The organism is Nostoc sp., from assembly GCF_054880495.1.
This window is the reverse complement of the sequence record NZ_JBTYKD010000005.1, coordinates 20,652-39,042: the sequence shown is the minus strand read 5'-3', so window position 1 is coordinate 39,042 and position 18,391 is coordinate 20,652. Positions and strand designations below refer to the sequence as shown.

18 protein-coding genes, 1 tRNA gene and 2 pseudogenes are annotated in these 18,391 nt (G+C 43.1%); 18 read left to right on the top strand and 3 right to left on the bottom strand.

Annotated features, from left to right (window positions below):
* Position 1: 1 nt before the first annotated feature.
* Positions 2-74 (bottom strand) — tRNA-Arg (locus ACYTXL_RS00285).
* Positions 75-434: 360 nt separating this feature from the next.
* Here ACYTXL_RS00285 and ACYTXL_RS00280 point away from each other — a divergent pair.
* The 4 genes from ACYTXL_RS00280 to cutA all read left to right on the top strand — a co-directional run bounded on the left by ACYTXL_RS00280 (position 435) and on the right by cutA (position 3,445).
* Positions 435-1,091, top strand: coding sequence for an Npun_F0813 family protein (locus ACYTXL_RS00280; RefSeq protein ID WP_461922984.1), 657 nt, complete (start codon positions 435-437; stop codon positions 1,089-1,091).
* Positions 1,092-1,232: 141 nt separating this feature from the next.
* Entirely contained in the window at positions 1,233-2,084 is an 852-nt protein-coding gene (locus ACYTXL_RS00275; protein WP_461922983.1) for a hypothetical protein, read from the top strand.
* Between the two features lie 21 nt (positions 2,085-2,105).
* Positions 2,106-3,107, top strand: coding sequence for a transposase (locus tag ACYTXL_RS00270; RefSeq protein WP_461922982.1), 1,002 nt, complete (start codon positions 2,106-2,108; stop codon positions 3,105-3,107).
* Positions 3,108-3,112: 5 nt separating this feature from the next.
* Positions 3,113-3,445, top strand: a complete 333-nt coding sequence (gene cutA, locus ACYTXL_RS00265; RefSeq protein WP_461922981.1) for a divalent-cation tolerance protein CutA — start codon at positions 3,113-3,115, stop codon at positions 3,443-3,445.
* 156 nt (positions 3,446-3,601) lie between these two features.
* Here cutA and ACYTXL_RS00260 read toward each other — a convergent pair whose 3' ends face one another.
* Positions 3,602-4,543 carry an ADP-ribosylglycohydrolase family protein gene (locus ACYTXL_RS00260; RefSeq protein WP_461922980.1) on the bottom strand — a complete coding sequence of 314 codons (942 nt, stop codon included), beginning with the start codon at positions 4,541-4,543 and terminating at the stop codon, positions 3,602-3,604.
* 345 nt (positions 4,544-4,888) lie between these two features.
* On the opposite strand from ACYTXL_RS00260, the pseudogene ACYTXL_RS00255 reads away from it, so the two are divergent.
* From ACYTXL_RS00255 to ACYTXL_RS00210, 10 genes and pseudogenes are all read left to right on the top strand, one after another.
* Positions 4,889-5,091 (top strand): annotated as a pseudogene (locus ACYTXL_RS00255) (hypothetical protein); the annotation flags it as partial.
* Between the two features lie 119 nt (positions 5,092-5,210).
* Positions 5,211-5,430: pseudogene (locus ACYTXL_RS00250) on the top strand (hypothetical protein); the annotation flags it as partial.
* A gap of 240 nt (positions 5,431-5,670) precedes the next feature.
* Entirely contained in the window at positions 5,671-7,587 is a 1,917-nt protein-coding gene (gene sir / locus ACYTXL_RS00245; protein WP_461922979.1) for a sulfite reductase, ferredoxin dependent, read from the top strand.
* Between the two features lie 320 nt (positions 7,588-7,907).
* On the top strand, positions 7,908-8,552 hold the full coding sequence (locus ACYTXL_RS00240) for a Uma2 family endonuclease (RefSeq protein ID WP_461922978.1): 645 nt from the start codon (positions 7,908-7,910) through the stop codon (positions 8,550-8,552).
* Positions 8,553-8,565: 13 nt separating this feature from the next.
* Positions 8,566-9,273: a 16S rRNA (uracil(1498)-N(3))-methyltransferase gene (locus ACYTXL_RS00235; RefSeq protein WP_461922977.1), complete on the top strand. Its 708-nt coding sequence runs from the start codon at positions 8,566-8,568 to the stop codon at positions 9,271-9,273.
* A 69-nt stretch (positions 9,274-9,342) separates the two neighbouring features.
* Positions 9,343-10,419, top strand: coding sequence for a tetratricopeptide repeat protein (locus ACYTXL_RS00230; protein ID WP_461922976.1), 1,077 nt, complete (start codon positions 9,343-9,345; stop codon positions 10,417-10,419).
* 172 nt (positions 10,420-10,591) lie between these two features.
* Entirely contained in the window at positions 10,592-10,744 is a 153-nt protein-coding gene (locus tag ACYTXL_RS00225; protein WP_461922975.1) for a hypothetical protein, read from the top strand.
* Between the two features lie 286 nt (positions 10,745-11,030).
* Entirely contained in the window at positions 11,031-11,096 is a 66-nt protein-coding gene (locus ACYTXL_RS00220) for a hypothetical protein (RefSeq protein WP_461923014.1), read from the top strand.
* Positions 11,068-11,220 carry a hypothetical protein gene (locus tag ACYTXL_RS00215; RefSeq protein WP_461923013.1) on the top strand — a complete coding sequence of 51 codons (153 nt, stop codon included), beginning with the start codon at positions 11,068-11,070 and terminating at the stop codon, positions 11,218-11,220. Before ACYTXL_RS00220 ends, ACYTXL_RS00215 begins: the two co-directional genes overlap by 29 nt.
* 1 nt (position 11,221) lies before the next feature.
* Positions 11,222-11,419 carry an after-VIT domain-containing protein gene (locus ACYTXL_RS00210; protein WP_461922974.1) on the top strand — a complete coding sequence of 66 codons (198 nt, stop codon included), beginning with the start codon at positions 11,222-11,224 and terminating at the stop codon, positions 11,417-11,419.
* Positions 11,420-11,473: 54 nt separating this feature from the next.
* Here the strand turns inward: ACYTXL_RS00210 and ACYTXL_RS00205 are convergent, their stop codons facing one another.
* Positions 11,474-11,995: a hypothetical protein gene (locus ACYTXL_RS00205; RefSeq protein WP_461922973.1), complete on the bottom strand. Its 522-nt coding sequence runs from the start codon at positions 11,993-11,995 to the stop codon at positions 11,474-11,476.
* A 559-nt stretch (positions 11,996-12,554) separates the two neighbouring features.
* Here ACYTXL_RS00205 and ACYTXL_RS00200 point away from each other — a divergent pair.
* The 4 genes from ACYTXL_RS00200 to ACYTXL_RS00185 all read left to right on the top strand — a co-directional run bounded on the left by ACYTXL_RS00200 (position 12,555) and on the right by ACYTXL_RS00185 (position 18,060).
* A complete protein-coding gene (locus ACYTXL_RS00200; RefSeq protein WP_461922972.1) occupies positions 12,555-13,184 on the top strand; it encodes an esterase/lipase family protein in 630 nt (209 codons plus the stop codon).
* A 153-nt stretch (positions 13,185-13,337) separates the two neighbouring features.
* The gene (locus ACYTXL_RS00195) at positions 13,338-14,183 is read left to right on the top strand and encodes a DUF92 domain-containing protein (RefSeq protein ID WP_461922971.1); all 846 of its coding nucleotides are present in this window, start codon (positions 13,338-13,340) and stop codon (positions 14,181-14,183) included.
* Between the two features lie 443 nt (positions 14,184-14,626).
* The gene (locus ACYTXL_RS00190; protein WP_461922970.1) at positions 14,627-15,409 is read left to right on the top strand and encodes a peptidylprolyl isomerase; all 783 of its coding nucleotides are present in this window, start codon (positions 14,627-14,629) and stop codon (positions 15,407-15,409) included.
* Entirely contained in the window at positions 15,358-18,060 is a 2,703-nt protein-coding gene (locus ACYTXL_RS00185; protein ID WP_461922969.1) for a type I secretion system permease/ATPase, read from the top strand. Before ACYTXL_RS00190 ends, ACYTXL_RS00185 begins: the two co-directional genes overlap by 52 nt.
* Positions 18,061-18,391: the final 331 nt, after the last annotated feature.

Here is an 18,391-nt window from a genome sequence, read left to right as displayed (position 1 = left end):
ACGGGCGCGGCAGGGTTCGAACCTGCGACCAACGGATTAGAAATCCGTGGCTCTATCCACTGAGCTACGCGCCCAACATAAAATAATGGCTCCCAAAGGAGTCACCTAGATTATTATATCGTCCTCACCTACCAAGAAGCAATCGAAAATTGCAGATTTACCACTAGCAAGGCTAAGATGCTAGTCGCTAGTTAGTCAATCTACACCGAAAACGAAACAGATGGGATATTGGTTTAGATATAATATTGTGTTTTCAAGGGGTTATTTGTCCGTTAGCGCCAATGCCCTCTGGGCGGCTACCTTCGGGAAGGATCTGGCGAGCGCTAGGTTCATTTCCACAGTAAGCTAGGTAATTTCAGCCTTGGCGATGCTGCCAAATGCCATTATATATTCCATATTAAGAGTGCCCCTGTGAGGAGTTATTTGCTAGTGCCATGTTTATTCTCAAACGGCAGGATGTTGAAATATCAAGCATTCAGCACCCAAAACGGGATCAGCAGGTGCCGATTCTCAGTTATCAAGGGCAGACTTTTCGCTTGATTAGTGTCTTCAAAGCTAGTCAAGAAGAAGAAGCTAGAGCCTTATGGAGAGAATTAACGAACCGGGGTAAAGCCTGTGTTTTACTGGAAGAACCGGAACGCTTTAGCGTCTGGGGTAAAATCCGTTTAGAGCAGCTGGGTAGTGACACAGGTGGTCATGGGAAAACGGGGATTTTAATCCAAGCCAGTATTTTGCTGTTGCAAGGTGTTTCTATCGACATTGAAGAGTTTTTAGGTGCTAGGCAAGCTGCATTATTTGAAAAAGATATCGCGGAGGTGTTAAAGCAGAAGCAATTTCCCCAAGCATCTTCCCTAGAAGCAGTTAAATATTTGGTATCTACTAATCCTTTGCCAACAGCCAAAATACCTGATTGGCAAGAAAATCATGTAGTTATCCTGTTACAAGAACTGCACCGACTAGGAAAGGCGTATTTTGGCAACGCTAATTTTACTAAACAAGTGATTTATAAGTTAGAAGATATGCCAGAAGGAGAGCGCTCGCTGTTTATCAGTTGGCTAAATCAATCGCCACTGGGTAAACTATGGCAGTAGCATGGAAATTTTTAATTAAAGTTCCTGCCAGTGGCACTTGCTTTTGGTGTCAGATTGTGTATTACTTGGCAGACAATCTCCTAGCGGCACAGTCTTTTAACTCAAAATACTGCCAGAGTTGCATCTACATAGTCAAGCCCTATGAATAACTCTTACGAGAATTCGTTCCTTTCTAAATCAATTTTCACCACTCAGAACATTGTCTTAGCTAATATTGGCTGGGGCGTACTGGCACTGTTATACTTTTTGTTATTTAGTGCCAAAGTTCCCGGAGCAAATGGCATAGAAAGCCGCGCCGAGTGGTATGTGATTGGCACAAATATTTTTGAAGCTTTAGCTTATTTGAGTGCCAGTATCTTATGCTTGAGGAATTGGCTAAGTCCGCAAATCGTCAGTGGACGGAATGTTTGGCTCTTAATTAGCTTAGGTATGCTTTCCTATTTCGTTGGGGGGATAATTTTTGGCTATACCGAAATAGTTTTAAAAGATGAACCGGATGTGTCTTTAGGGGATATATTTTTTGTACTGACTTATCTATTACTTGGCGCAGGCATGATTTTAGCTGTGGCTTCCAGGCGAATCAACCTGGAAAAATGGCAGTGGCTAATTGTGTTAGGAATTGCAGTGTTCGGTAGTTTGTTGGCATGGTGGATTTCTATGCAACAGGAAAAACCCTCAGAACTGCTAGTCGCTATTTTGAACTGGTTTTACGTAGTTAGCGATGTGGTTTTGTTAATTATTGCTACGACTCTGCTGTTAGCCTCTTGGGGGGGAAGAGTTTCCCAGTCTTGGCGAATGATTGCAGCAGCGGCCTTTTCGCTCTACATTGCAGATATGTGGTTTAAATACGCCCAAGGCCCCAATTATCAAAGTGGGGAGATATTAGAAGTGTTTTGGGTGTTTAGTGGAGTGTTATTTGGCATGGGCGCTGTCTTAGAATATGACGCATCACTAAGACGAACGCGGCGTACCGGCGGACGAAAACGAGCTTAGTAAAGATTTTTGGTATCTACCGTGAGAAAATTAACAGACTCTGACAAGCAAGAAATTCTGAAGTTATATCGAGAGACTGCCGAAACAACCTCAACTTTGGCAGACCGCTATGGTGTGAGTAACTCGACAATTAGCCGCCTGCTCAAAAGCACTTTGCCAGAAGATGAGTATGAATACTTGGTCTCTTTAAAGCGGGCTGCGAGAACTCCTGAAGGAAGGGCGCAGGTAAGTTACGAGCAGTTACCCCTGCTGAGTGAACCAGAGCCGGAGATAGAAGTTCCACTCACTGAAAGCCAACCCTTGGAAGTGCCAAAGGTTGAGCCACAGAGGCGTCGGGTAATTCATGTAGAGCAGGAACTTTACTCAGAGGAAACGGCGGAATCAATCGCCGCTAGTAGACGGGTGCGGCGACGCCCCTCGGCATCGGAAAAACCGAAGCTCCGAGTCACAGAGAAATTAGAAACTCCAGAGCCAAAGCCACTGGAAATAGTCAGCATCCCTATCCCGGCGCTAAAGGATGAACATCCAGCAGCGGCCGTCCTCGCGCACCTGCTGGGCGAAGATTTGCTGGATGAATCAGAGGATTTGGACGATTTAGAAGATGATGATTTAGAAGATGACGACTTTGAAGAAGAAGACTTTGATGATGATGACCTGGATGAGCAAAGACCTTTAGTTACAAAACGCAGACCCGGTGAAGCATCAGTTCAAGTCTTACCTCTGTCTGTAGCGAATTTGCCCAAAACTTGCTATTTGGTAATTGACCGTTCCTCAGAATTAATTACGCGACCTCTGAAGGACTTTGGTGACTTGGGGCAAATTCCCACCCTGGAAACCCAGCAAAGAACTCTGCCGGTGTTTGATAACCATCGCGTCGCCAAGCGTTTTTCTACCAAGCGCGATCGCGTGATTAAAGTTCCTGATAGTAAAATGCTCCATAAGGCTCGCACTCATCTGCAAGCTAAAGGCATTACACGATTGCTGATTGATGGTCAGGTCTATTCCTTGTCTACAACGCTTTAGAGGTTATGGAGACACCTGCTGGCTATGGTGTGGTATTGGTGACAACTGGCAATATGCAGGAGGCAGAAGCAATTGCAAATGCCCTTGTGGAGGCTAAACTTGCTGCTTGTGTGAGTTTGTTACCAATCCACTCAATTTACACCTGGCAAGGGAAACTGCATAAAGAGCAAGAATGGCAATTACTGATTAAAACTGATTTGGCGCAATTTCCGGCAATGGAGGCCAAAATTAAGGAAATGCACTCCTATGAAGAGCCAGAAATTATTGCTTTACCAATTGTTGCCAGTTCTCAAGCCTACTTGCAGTGGATTTCTCAGCAAGTTAAAAATCAAGAGTGAGGAGTTATGAAAATCCTAACTCCTCACTCTTTACTCTCAACTAGTAACTCTAAGGGATTTCCAAGAAATAAATTAAACGAACCACACAGACACAGAGAAATGAGGAAGAGAGAGTTTTTTCGTCAGTTTTTTGGATATTTTTTTATTTGGAAGTTCCTAAGCGTAAACAGCTGCTTCAAAACGAGCTGCCAAATTAATAATGTCCTGCTTACGAGCAATTTGGTTCATCCATTTTTGAGGAATATTTTCCACGCCGTAGTAAATTCCTGCCAACCCACCGGTGACGGCGGCGGTAGTATCAGTATCTCCGCCTAAGTTAACAGCCTTTAGTACTGCCTCAGAATAAGACGAGCTATTTAATAAACACCACAGGGATGACTCTAAGGTATCAATCACATAGCCACCAGAATTAATCTCTTCAACTGGTAATTTGGCAATCTCACCACTGAAAACTCTGCCAAAATGCGGCTTCTCTAACAAAAATTCCCGCACAGAATAAATTGTTTGGATGTCTTTCAATGCTTGTAAATAAGCTGTTTGCAGGTCAGCCCCTTCCAAGAGCGCCACTGCAATACTAATATAAATGCCGCAGGCCATCTGCGATCGCGCATGAGCATGGGTAATCGCCGAAACATCATGCACCCGCGCCAGCAATTCCCCTAAAGTTAAGCTTCTGTGACAATAAGCCATCGGCAAGATTCTCATCAACGAACCATTGCCATTACTATTTTCAACCTTGCCGCCCGCCTGATGGGGAACAACTCCCTGTTTCAGGCGCATAATTGCTGTATGCGTAGTTTGACCAATATCAAAGACATCGCCACGGGGAGTCCAGTAAGCCTCCTTGTACCAGCGCCAAAAGGAATTGGCTATAGCATCCAACGAATACCCTCTACAAAGACATTCTGCCAAGCAAAAGCTTAACGAACTGTCATCTGACCAAGTTCCTAGTGGTTGATTCCATCTGCCATAACCCAACATCGTTGTCACTGGAGATTTCACTCGTTCAGCGCGGCTAGTAAACTCCACTGGCACACCCAATGCATCACCGACACATAAACCCATCAAACCAGATAACGTTTTTGCAGCGGTTAGCATTATTCAATCTCCACAAGAATTGCTCAAAATTAACTTTATAGATTTCCTCTATAGCTTGTTGCAACAGATGCTACAGCCTACTCTTTCATTCTGTGTGAAAAGCTTGGCAAAATTGTTAATCATGTATTTTATTTCCCATATACTGGCTAAGTTTTAGTTATAAATATTGTGCCAGCTTTAAAAGGTCTCCGACTTCCTTACTGATGCCATAGCAGTCTGCTTTGGTTTTTGAAATTATTTGCGTAGACAGGGAGTGGGGAGTAGGCTTGCCGTGAGCGTAGCCCAATGGGAAGAAGCCTTTTTGGGGTGTACTGATTTTTTTCAAAAATCAAATACGAGTCCTATAGTTATGTTAGTGCTGGTGTTGCAACTGGCGTTACCAGTGGCAGATAAGGCATCAACGATAATGCTACATTTGGTGGTAAGTCACAGGTAGTATGAAATTGGGAAATACGCCGTTTTCTGCACACGCTAATGTCCTCTGGAGTGATAACACGAGTGCCATTATCCCTGAACTTTTCGTGGATGTGCCCATCGCTAATAGAACTAATGCAGGACTTACGCAAATAATAGCCGAAACCCTGATTCTCAGGTAGGGGCAATTCATGTAGCTTTAGCTTCCTCCAGGGTATTGCCCCTACAGCGCGTAGTTTTGCGTAAGTCCGATAATGCTTATTTAATCGGTGGTTATTCTTTTGTATAAAAAAATGGCTCACCAACTCCTATAGGTAATAGAGATTCAGTAGTGTTAGGTGCTGGTATTGAATCAGAAGTTGCTAACAACTTGCCCGTCTATACTATAATGCTAAAGTTAGACTTAGTGCTACCAAAATAGCGATGTTTCTGCTGTTAGCATTAATCGTGGTATTGGCGATCGCTTCAAATAAAAAAATATTCAGTCCTCAGTCATTCTATACTTTACTTAAGTACTCAGGGCTCAACATTTCTTCACTCACCACACCAAAAAGCTGGTTTTGTTAAGTGTTACATTCCTGACAAAGCCGGCTTTTGCCGTGGTAAAATTAGGATATTCCTCATTATTCCGGCCGGATTACCGGGGATTAAGTAGCCGAAGGGTGCTGATTCGGCGTCTACGTAATGCTTTATTGAGAACACTATAAACTCTAATGGTTAATTCTGCTCCTTCCCCCATCGCTAGCCGTAAGCCTTCCAAAGTAGAAGGAATCAAGGAAAATAGTAATTTTTTGCGTGAACCTGTAGCAACTGAGATCCTTCAAGATACTACCCATTTTAGCGAAGACGCGGTGCAGCTTTTGAAGTTTCACGGTTCTTACCAACAGGATAACCGCGACAACCGCCTCAAGGGACAGGAAAAAGATTACCAGTTTATGCTGCGGACAAAAAATCCGGGTGGTTTAGTGCCCCAGCAACTGTATCTGGCTTTAGATAAACTAGCTGATGAGTATGGCAACCACACGTTACGAGCAACTACCCGTCAAGGTTTCCAACTACACGGTGTTTTAAAGAAGAATCTGACAACAGCAATTGCCACCATTGTCAATAATTTGGGTTCAACTTTAGGAGCTTGCGGCGACGTCAGCCGGAATGTGATGGCACCACCAGCTCCTTTTAAGAATCGGCCAGAGTATCAGTATGCTTGGGAATATGCCCAAAATATTGCTGAGTTGCTATCACCACAAACAGGCGCTTATTACGAAATTTGGTTAGATGGGGAAAAAGCAATTAGTGGCGAAGAAAATCCAGAGGTAAAGGCAGCCCGACAACGGAATGGGAATGGCACAATTATCCATAACAACGAAGAACCGATTTATGGCACGCACTATATGCCCCGCAAGTTTAAGGTTAGTGTGACGGTGCCGGGGGATAATTCAGTTGATTTGTATTCCCAAGACCTGACGTTGGTAGTAATTACTAATAAGAAGGGACAATTAGAAGGATTTAATATTTTTGCTGGTGGTGGCTTAGGTAGAACTCACGGTAAAGAAGAAACTTTCGCTAGGTTAGCAGACCCCATCGGTTATGTAACGAAAGATGACGTTTACGACATAGTGAAAGCGATTGTTGCGACTCAGAGAGATTATGGCGATCGCACTGATCGTCGTCATGCCAGATTAAAATATCTAATCAACGATTGGGGCGTAGATAAATTCCGCACTCAAGTTGAGGAATATTTCGGTAAACCAGTTGAAGCCTTCAAACCACTACCAGAGTTTAAATATCACGACTTCCTCGGCTGGAATGAACAAGGTGATGGCAAGCTATTCTTAGGAATTTCCATTGAAAATGGTCGAATCAAGAATGAGGGTTCGTTTCAATTAAAAACCGCTTTGCGGGAAATTGTCGAGCAGTTCAACTTACCCATCCGCCTGACACCCAACCAAAACCTGATTTTTTACGATATCGAACCAGATAGCAAGCAAGGTATTCAAGACATTCTTAGCCGTCACGGTATCGGAGACGACCCTAGTAAAATCGAACCTTTAGTGCGGTATGCAATGGCTTGTCCAGCTTTGCCGACTTGCGGCTTGGCAATCACGGAATCAGAACGAGCAATACCCGGAATTTTGGAGCGGGTTCGCGCCCTGTTAGATAAAATAGGTTTACAAAATGAACATTTTGTGGTAAGAATGACAGGATGTCCCAACGGTTGCGCTCGTCCCTACTTGGCAGAATTAGCCTTTGTCGGTAGCGCTCCAGAATCTTACCAATTATGGTTAGGGGGTTCGCCAAATCAGACTCGACTGGCGCAACCTTACACAGAAAAGCTGCACCATAATGACTTGGAAAGCTTCCTAGAACCGATTTTTGTTTACTTTAAGAAATCTCGGAAATCGAAGGAAAGCTTTGGTGATTTTTGCGATCGCATTGGTTTTGATGCCATCCGTGAATTTACTGCCACCTACGACCCGGAAACAGCCAAAGCTGCAAGCAAATCGCGTCATCGGGTGAATTTGAAAGCTGAGGCTTATAGTAAGTTAAAGGAAGTAGCAGAAAGTCAAGGTAAGCCGATGACTCAATTGGTGAGTGAGGCGCTAGAAGCTTACTTCCAGAATCTTTTGTAAACTGAAAAATCGAAGATAATTAAACCATGATGACCTCACTTCCAAACCTCTTTCCTTTTAGGAGAGAGGCTTTAAGGCTTACTCCCCAACGCTAGTAGGGAAGGGGTTGGGGGTTAGGTTTGTATTCAATGTCAACTCAGAAGCCGTATAAATATAGCAATCCTAAATCATTGTGAAAAGTGAGATCCCCGACTTCTTTGAGAAGTAGGGGATCTGGACACCGATAATTTTCACAAATCAGATAGGATTGCTATAGATAATCTTAATAGCAAGAAGGAAGTTATACAGTTTAGTTAACACATTCACAGGAAAACTGAACTATGGTAACGACAGCAAAATTCGCAGAGACTAGGGATGTGCTGCAAAACATCAGCTGGCAGACATTCAAAGCGATGCTGGCAGATATGGGATCTGAGCGAACTAAAAGGCTAGCTTATGACAACGGAATTGTAGAAATTATGACGCCGCAGATGCCACACGAGAATTCAAACCGTCTGATTGAAGGTTTTGTTCTTGTGCTGTGTGAAGAATTTGGTTTAGAAGTTAAAAGCACTGGCTCGTTGACTATGACGCGGGATGATTTGGAGCGAGGAGGCGAGCCGGACAGTAGTTACTATATCCAAAATGAATTCTTAGTCCGCAACAAAGAAAATATTGACCTCAATACAGATCCACCACCAGACCTAGTATTGGAAGTAGAATACTCCAGACCGAAGATAGACAAGTTGACCCTTTATGCTTCAATGGGAGTCCCAGAATTCTGGCGGTATAACGGAAATGTGTTGAGAATCTACGCCCTTAACAGTGGACAATACTCGCAAAGCGATCGCAGTTCAACTTTTGCACCTGTGCTGGTGACGGAGATTCCCCGATTTATCCAAGAAAGCAAGAAAGTTGGACAAATAGCAGCAACTCGTGATTTCCGTACCTGGGTTAGACAGCAGATGTCTACAGCAGGGCAATAATTTATTAAGAAAAATGTCTCAACTGCAAAGAATTGCGATCGCACCCTCTCAATTTCAACAAGGGCAAATTTTGCTCACCAAAGAACAACAGCATTATTTGGGGCGGGTGTTGCGCTTGCATGAAGGCGATCGCTTTATTGCAATGGATGGTAAAGGAAAATGGTGGTTAGCGCAGCTAGCAGGGGAACAAGCAGAGGTTTTAGAAACACTGACAGTAGAAACCGAATTACCTCTATCGATTACCCTAATGGTGGCGTTGCCGAAAGGCAATGGATTTGATGAAGTGGTGCGGTGTTGTACGGAGTTGGGAGTAACTTGTATTGCACCAGTATTGAGCGATCGCACTTTGCTTAATCCTAGTCCTCAAAAGCTCGAACGCTGGCGGCGCATCGCTGCGGAAGCCGCCGAACAATCAGAGCGCTCTTTTGTGCCGACAATTTTAGAACCTGTTGCTTTTAGTACTGCTGTCACCGCGAATCAGACAAGTCACCGTTACATTTGTGAAGCGCGTGGAGAGTATCCCCATTTAAAAAAGGTGCTGAGTAGCATCTCTGACGAGATTATCATTGCTACTGGTCCAGAGGGAGGATGGACAACACAAGAAATTGAGAATGCTTTAGCAGCTGGATTTCAACCTGTTTCCCTTGGTCGCCGCATCCTGAGAGCAGTTACAGCCCCAGTAGTAGCATTAACCTTGATTACCGCATCTTGTGAAGTATAAATGATTTATAGCTCACGCAAATCTACTTTTGCGGGAGACATCACTCCACCGTATATTTAAAGTTAAGTGATGATTGAGCAAGTTGCGATCGCTTTTGAGCATAAAGACTATCAAAGAGCTGCTAAATTACTCAAACAGCTGCAAAAAGAATCGCCCGAAAATCCTTGGGTACAATATTATCTCGGTCGGCTACATGAAGTATCTGAAAAGCGCCAAGATGCAGAAAAAATTTATCGGCAACTGCTGCGAGATACAACGAATAGCAAAATAGTGTCACTCGCACGTCAAAGTTTGCGAGGGCTACAAGAAATGGAGCAAGAACAAAGACAAAGAGCCATTTCCCAAGCAACAGCCCAACCGAATAATACTGAACTTGGCGTACTAGTCTTAGAGCCACTCAGTACCGAGATGAAAATAGAAGCGTCTCGAAAATTTGCCCAGATTATGCAGTTAGACCCCTACACTGCACGATTAATACTACCAAGTCGTAGCTGGAGGTTGTACCGCACTGGCCAAGTAGGAGAACTAAAATTTTATGGCGAACAGCTACAGCAGGCTAGTATTCCCTGTTTTTGGGCAACAATAGCTCAAATTCAGCAAATTCAAGTTTATCAAGTCAAATATTTCCAAGCATCTACCCCACAAGCAACTATTGTTTGCTGCAATGAGGCAAATCAACTCGGTTCTCTCAGTATTGAGTGGTCAGAAGTCACAGCAAGAGTAGTGGGATTGTTGCCCATTTTTGAGGAAGTCGTAGATCGCGACGTGCGCGGTAAACTGGAACGGAAAACCCAAATACAAGACTATGCCCAGTTTTGTGATTTGCACCTACTTGGTAGACGTTGCATTCTCAGACTTGATGATAACGGCTATGAATATCAGCAAGGTTTAGAAATCATTCCCCAAGCTAGCCAAAATACAATCAGAATTAATTGGAATAGTTTATCGACTTGGATTGACCAGCAACTACCTCAAGTCAAAATTTGGTCAGATTTCACGCCCTTTGCAGATACAGCATTAGATCAAACAGAAATGCTGAGTCATATCAAGTCTCACATTCATCTGTTTCGTAGGGAACAGACTAATTGGGACTCGGCTTTTCATTTATATAGTGGATTGGTGTTGGTTAAACCAACAATAAAATAAATCATCATTAGATTAATTAATTTATAGCAATCTGATTTGATTTTTGAAAAAATCTAAGTATGGTCAGTCTAGCTTTATATTCCACACAAAGGAAGCTATCAAATCTATGAATACAGATCGATAATCCTTTAATTCTCTCGATTTAAGTGTTCAAAACCAACAGCTAGGGGGTTTGTACATTCAATCCCCTCAAGGACAGCAACTAGTTTTTCCGCTCAAGCATACAGAAGTTCTAGCAAAAATTGCAGGTAACTTGTCACGAGTTGAGGTGATCCAAAGCTTTGAAAATCCCTTCACACAGCCTTTAGAAGCAGTGTATAAGTAAGTAGGTGAGAATAAATCAAAGTAGATTAAGTAATGTAAAAAATCTTGAGATGATTTCGTAGTGTTCGCGTAGCGCGATGCCCTGAGCTTGCCGTTCGCGCAGGTCTCGTAGAGAAGGGTCTCGTAGAGAAGGGTCTCGTAGAGAAGGGTCTTGTAGAGAGGGCTACCCTGCGGGAACGCTTCGCGAACAGCCCTTAAATTAGGACTAAAGTCCTTACTACAAACCTTGAATTATTCACGCCGCTCTACTTATCTTTCCGTTACCCGATAAGGCGGCAGTGGATGACATGGAAATTAAAATAGGCGATCGCACTATCAAAGGCAATATTAAAAAACCTGAAGGCTTACATTAACACTTTACAAGCTGCTGGCAGCACAGAAATGCTCAGTGGCATTCGTACAGCCATAAATTTCCCCACACCAGCCGGGAGATTACGGAGTGTTGTACTCCTAACTGATGGCTACATCGGTAACTAAAATGAGATTTTGTCAGAGGTACAACAGCACCTACAACCAGGAAATCGTCTTTGAGTTCACCATCAACAGAAGTCGGGTAGGACGGGTAGTTTTGGATGAGAAAGCCTCGACCCTAAAAGATCCAGTTGTAGTGGAGAAAATTAAGCGATCGCTCCTACTTTGGAGAGTTTCCCATCTACAACTGGCAAAGTTATCTTAACCTTGCATATTCACGTTTAATCTCTAGAAACCGTAAATTTAGGGTCTCTATCAATTACTTAGGCGTTTTAATCTGACGAGCCATATCTAAGTAAGCACTCATATTTGCCCCTGGACGCCGACGACCATTAGAGCTAGTAGTCGAAGGAGCGAGATATTTAGGCGCAAAGGTGGTTTCAGTTGGCTGCTCTTTGAGTACTTTGGCGGCTGCGGCTTTTGCATTTTTGCCCGGTTCAACTCTAAGACCCTCAGCAGTCTGGACTAGCTGAACATCGGCTGGTTTGGGATTTTTAGCTGATTTTGCCTGAGCCTTATCTGCGGCGGTTTTTGTTCCGTTCAATGAATCTGGCTTGGATGGAGATAGTGTTTCTGATGCTTCTGATGCAATTGTTGCCGTTACTTTCTTAGCATTCGATGTAACTGTCTCTGCTACTTTCTTCGCGTTCGATGCTAACTCTTTAGCAGCATCTTTGGCTTCGTCCAATTCTAAGAAGTAGCCGTTGTTTTTCTTCTTCCCTCGTAACAGTCCAGTAAAGAAATCCAGAATACCTGAAATTAACTTTTTGATAAAATCCATTACAATTACTCCTGCGTGTTATATTTGAAACTCAACCGTAATTGTTAAAAATTACGACAAAATGTTACATTTTCTGCTTTGTGTCACCCCGTTCTGGTGACAACCCTTATAGGTTTGTGCTTAATCAACATTGTAGTAAAACTACAGGGCAAATGTTTTCTTCCAGCCACTTGTAACCTGTATAAACCGAGAATTAATTATTAAATTTTACTGTATCTAAGAGCAAGATTCTGAAAGCAAGCTTTACAAAAATTAACATTTCTTTGTTTACTAAATACTTAAGTCAACTACCCAGTACTGAGCGGGGTACCGCAGAGTGTGGAGGCTTGTATTAATTGAAGTCAAGCAAACAGTTAACTCTCAACCAGTCGCAGGAGTGTCATAGCCCAATGGCAGATGGCGAGATTAATTAGTTAAATTTTATACATACTACCTTGATCAACATTTCAGTTCTGCAAAAATATCTTTTAAAGAATCCCAAAAGCAACAGCTTCAGTTTGGAGAGCAGTATTTAGCTATAAAAGTGAAATACAGCCCTTAATTCAGCCAGATTTTGTCAATGAACATTGAAAATCAACAATCCAATCCCGTTTTGTTAATACACGGCATTGACGACACAGAGACAGTTTTCCATCAAATGAGGAACTACCTAATACAACGAGGTTTGTCTGTACATACGCTGAATTTAGTGCCAAATAATGGTGATGTCGGCCTTGATGAGTTGGCAAAGCAGGTATCTGATTATGTTACAGCTACCTTTGCATCAGAACAAGGCCTAGATTTAGTAGGCTTCAGCATGGGAGGAATTGTCAGCCGTTACTATGTTCAGCGACTAGGAGGAATTAACCGCGTGCAGAGGTTTATCACGATCTCTTCGCCCCATCATGGAACTGTGGTTGCTTATGCTTCCCAGCGTCCTGGTTGCGTACAAATGCGTCCCGACAGCATTTTTCTCAAGGATTTAAATTCTGATGCTGTAATATTGGGGCAGCTAGATTTTACATCTATCTGGACACCTTATGATTTGATGATTGTCCCAGCGAATAGTTCGCAAATGTCCGTAGGACGCGAAGTAATAGTGCCAGTTCCTCTACACCCTTGGATGCTGACAGACTCCAGGAGTTTAGCAGTAGTGAAAATACTTTTAGACCGTATTAAGATTAAGCGACCCTTCCTTAAGAAAGGATAACTGAATACCGGATCAAAGATAGATAACTTAATTGATAATATTTTTAATAAGAAAATTCCCCCGATCTTTACTCCTCTGCCTCTTCGGTCAATGATGATTCGGAACAAGTTATTCTGGTAAGATTTTGGCAAAACTACTTACAATTGATTCTTCATGTTTTCTTTAATTGACTATGCCAACCCCTGGTTAGTAGGATTAGCATTAAACACAATTCTATTGAGTTTAGCTGGGATTGCTCCGAAAAAGCTGCTTACCCCAGCCGGATTATTCCACGCCTGGTTACTCGCCATCCTAATTTGGGGAATTCTAGGCTGGCAAGGATATGTAGTAGTAATGTTCTATTTTCTGGTTGGTTCTGGTGTTACCCGCATCGGTATGGCGCAGAAGGAAGCAGAAGGAATTGCTGAAAAGCGTTCTGGGGCAAGAGGCCCAGAAAATGTTTGGGGTTCGGCCTTAACTGGGGCGCTATGTGCCTTGGGAGTCGGATTGCTCAATTCGGGATTTTTTGTACCTAGTCCCCAATACTTCGACTTCGCTCAGTACAAGTTTTTAGTTCTCAATACTTCGGCAACGCTCAGTACAAGTCCCCAGTCCCTATTATTGTTAGGCTATGTAGCGAGTTTCAGTACCAAGCTGGCTGATACCACTGCTAGCGAAGTTGGTAAAGCTTATGGTAAAAGCACCTTTCTAATTACCACATTCCAACCAGTGCCTCGCGGTACAGAAGGGGCAGTAAGCTTGGAGGGAACTTTAGCTGGGATTGTGGCTTCTGTGGCGATCGCATTTGTTGGTTGGGCAGTTGGTTTAATTGATCTATTAGGAGTGGTTTGGTGTGTGCTGGCAGCATTTATTGCCACCAACATCGAAAGCGTCATTGGAGCAACACTGCAATCTAAATATACTTGGCTGACCAATGAAGTAGTAAATATTTTCAATACATTAATCGGTGCGATCGCGGCTGTCCTACTTGCCTGGACATGGATAAGTATCATTAAGTAGAGCGCTGAGAGTAAACAATTACTCGTTAAAATCGCGCCTGAGAGAATTTTTCTACGTCAGTTCCTACAACTTGAGTAACAAAAGCAAGGCAGTGGCTTGACTTTTAGCAACTGGCGTAGAAAACTCGCAAGAAACAATACTTAATAGATTTTGGTTTATTTTCACCTATCTACCTACCTGATTATTTCTCTGAATCTATAAAGATTTGGTTACAGAACTTCCTTTGCCTTACAGCTGAGATTTTCAATCCTGTTTTCTCCCTGCCAGACTGTAAGAGTGATCAGGGAAAATTATCTTATTTCCTAGCTAGATAATTTGTTGACCATCTAGATGTAATCTGTTCATGGAATCTTTATCATATTTATCGATCAATACCAGATGATTTCTATATGATTTAATTTAAAAGTCCTATAAGTGTTTAACCATTTTCACATAATTAGTTCATGGAATCTTTACCATTTTTGACAATTAATGGCCAAGTAATTTCTATTGAGTCAGCAGTAAAATATCTGCAAGCCTCTGGAAAATTGGGACAGTTCATTGGGGATATTCTCCGCCAGTACGTAATTGAGTCAGAAATCCGAACACGAGACGATGTTGAGATTGGTACAGCAATAACTGAACAGGCAATTATTGACTTTCGGCTGAAAAATCAACTGACTGACCCTCAAAGTTTTCAAGAATGGTTAAAGACCAATAATACAGATTACGCTACCTTTCACACATCGGTTACTTTTGGTTACAAGTTAGAAAAGCTGAAAGCTGTAGTGACAGAACCAAAACTTCAAGAATATTTTATTGAACGCAAAATTTTTTTGGATCGGTTAGTACTGTGCCGAATTGTTGTTGATAATCGAGAATTGGCAGACGAACTCCAAACCCAAATTGAAGAAGGAGGTAGTTTTGAGCAACTAGCTAAAGAGTATTCACTTGCAGATGACCGAATTGTGAACGGGATGATGGGAATCATCAGCCGCGGAAGTATGCCGGATATATTACGGGCAGCTATTGATGTGGCGAGTCCTGGACAATTGATCGGACCCATAGAAATCGTTGGCAAAGACTCTCCCCAAGGAGAAGGACCTTATGGTTTGTTTCGAGTAGAACAATTTCTGCCAGCGTCTTTAGAAGATACTCAACTAAAGCAAGCACTACAAAATGAGTTGTTTGAGAAATGGCTAGCAGAGAAAATTCAAAAACTGACAGTCAAGCTACAAGTGAGTTAAAAATTCTGGATAATGAATCTTTACGATTAAAAGTGCTAGCTTCTTTGCCTTGGAATCAGCCACCGTTATGCTGGCTGACTCCCGAACAACAATCCAAGTTGCAAAATGAGTCCCAAACCCGTCAGTATCGTCTTGGAGAAAAAATCTGGTCAAATGATGTCGGCGGTTATCAATTCTTAATTGTGTCCGGGAAAGTCCGCTTGCGAGAAGAGGGGGTTAGCAAACCTTTAGCAGTCCTAGATGCGGGGGATTGGTTTGGTGACTTACAAAAGCTGTCTGCGGATTTTAAAGCTGTAGCTGCTAGTAAAGAAGTGATATTAGTATCTTGGGATAGTGCGCTGTGGGCAGAATTTTCTCACCCACAAATTCAGGAGTTCTGGCAAATCTTACCAGTGGGCATCGAGAGAGACAAGGAGACATTTTCCTTCTCTTCCACTCCTGTACTAGGGCCAGCCTCAGTGGGGACTTCCAGCCCCCACAGCCTCCAACCCCAAAGAGGACTCCCAACCGCCAATATAATCATCTCAAATTATCCATTTGTTGCTAGCTGGAACACCGCAGCAGCCTGTTTAACAATGGTGGCGCAACAGTTAGAAAATTCTGTGCAACTGGAATGGGTGCAGCGCCAACTCCGAGGAGAACGCCCAAAACAGGTTGTGGAAGCAGCAGAAAAGTTAGGGTTAGTGTTGCGGCGGTTACAAGTGAATTGGGGTGAGTTGCGACAACTGTCATTTCCAGCGTTATTGCTGTGGAATTCTGACTCACCCCAGAGTCCATCCTGGGTTGTGGCATACGGAGTTAAAGGCGATCGCTTAATTATCGCTAATCCTCTAAATCCTGAACGGACTTGTGAAAGCTTGCCCCAGTCGATAGTTGAAGGGTCTTGGGATGGACAATTGTGGCAAGTAGAACTGATATCCCAGCAAGAAAAATTTAACCTGAGTTGGTTCATCCCAGCAGTTTTGAAGTACAAGGGATTGCTAACAGAAGTATTGTTAGCATCTTTTACCTTACAGCTTTTAGGGTTAACAACACCGCTAATTACCCAAGTCGTCATTGATAAAGTGATGGTGCAGGGGAGTTTGCCGACTCTCGATGTGATGGCGATCGCACTTTTATTGGTAGCCATATTTGAGTCCATACTGGGCATTCTGCGCTTATTCATCTTTACCCATACAGCTCGTCGTCTGGATTTGAGTTTATCAGCACAGCTATTTCGCCATCTGATGCGTCTGCCTTTGGCTTATTTTGAGTCGCGGCGCGTCGGCGACACAATCGCACGAGTTCAGGAACTCGAACAAATTCGTCAGTTTCTCACAGGTACAGCCTTAACTGTGATTCTAGACAGCATCTTTGCTGTGGTATACCTGGCATTGATGTTTTACTATAACATCCCACTTACCTTTGTCGCCTTAGCAGTACTGCCGCTATTTGCCACATTGACGATAGTTGCAACACCAATTCTACGTAACTGGCTCAACGAAACCTTTAACCGGAGTGCCGATAGTCAATCGTTTCTAGTGGAGACAATCACCGGGATTCACTCCGTTAAAGCCCATGCAGCAGAACCAGTAGCCCGCGATCGCTGGGAAGGCTTATTTGCTCGCTTCATTCGCACAGGTTTTAAAGCCTCTACCACCTCCAATATCAGCAGCAACATCGGTGACTTTCTCACTAATTTGTCCACCATGCTGATTCTCTGGTTTGGAGCCAAGTTAGTCATCGACCAAAAGCTCACAATCGGGCAGCTAGTTGCGTTTCAAATGCTGTCTGGTAGAGTTACAGGCCCACTTTTGCGCTTAGTACAGTTGTGGCAAAACCTCCAACAAGTGCTACTTTCTGTAGATCGCATTGGTGATATTCTCAACGTCTCCCCAGAAGCTGAACTGGGAACTGGCCTAGTTTTACCAGCGCTTAAAGGACAAGTCACCTTTGAGCAAGTCTTTTTCCGCTACCGGCCAAACTTTGAAGCAATTCTGCGGGGAATCTCTTTTAGTGCCGAACCAGGGCAATTTGTTGGCATTGTTGGACGTAGCGGTTCTGGTAAAAGTACCCTGTCTAAGCTATTGCAACGCCTCTATCAAATTGAATCAGGACGCATCCTGATTGATGGTTTTGATATTAAAAGTGCCGATTTAGCCTCACTGCGGCAACAAGTTAGTGTAGTTCTCCAAGAAGACTTTTTATTCAACGGTTCCATTTTGGAAAATATCACTCTCGGTACGCCCGACATTAGCGCCGAGCAAGTAGTAGAGGCGGCAAGATTAGCAGTAGCCCACGACTTCATCAGTCAATTACCCTACGGTTACGAAACCAATGTTGGTGAACGCGGTACCGCTTTATCTGGCGGACAGAGACAACGTATTGCCCTAGCAAGGTTATTTCTTTCCCAAGCGCCGATTTTAGTTTTGGATGAAGCTACCAGCGCTTTGGATAGTGAAACTGAACAACAAGTACTGCAAAACCTCCAAAAAATTTCCGCTAATCGTACTGTGTTTCTGATTGCTCACCGCTTTGCCCCCCTCAAACGTGCTGATTTGATCTTGGTATTGGAGCAAGGTGTGATTGCCGAACGCGGTACTCACTCAGAGTTGTTGCAACAAAAGGGTTTGTATTGGTCATTATATCAACGGCAGCAAGCAAATGTTTAGTAGATTTAACTAGCTTTTAGATTGTGTCTACTTGATGGATAGTCTTTGGCGAATGGAGTTATGCTTCATTCGCCATTTGATTTGGTTGCAAACTTGTGAGCTAATACCATTTCACTAAAACCCTGATACATATAGATTTCGCGTAGGGGCACGGCATTGCCGTGCCCTACCAACGTATTTGTATCATAATTAAAGTCAAACAGTATGATAAATGTACTGGGAATAATTATTTTTAACGTATAAAAATAGGTGCGTTAACGGAGTCTAACGTACCCTACTGCTGTGACACATCTAAGAAGATGTTTGAAAAGTATTGTTGGTAACAGCAAAA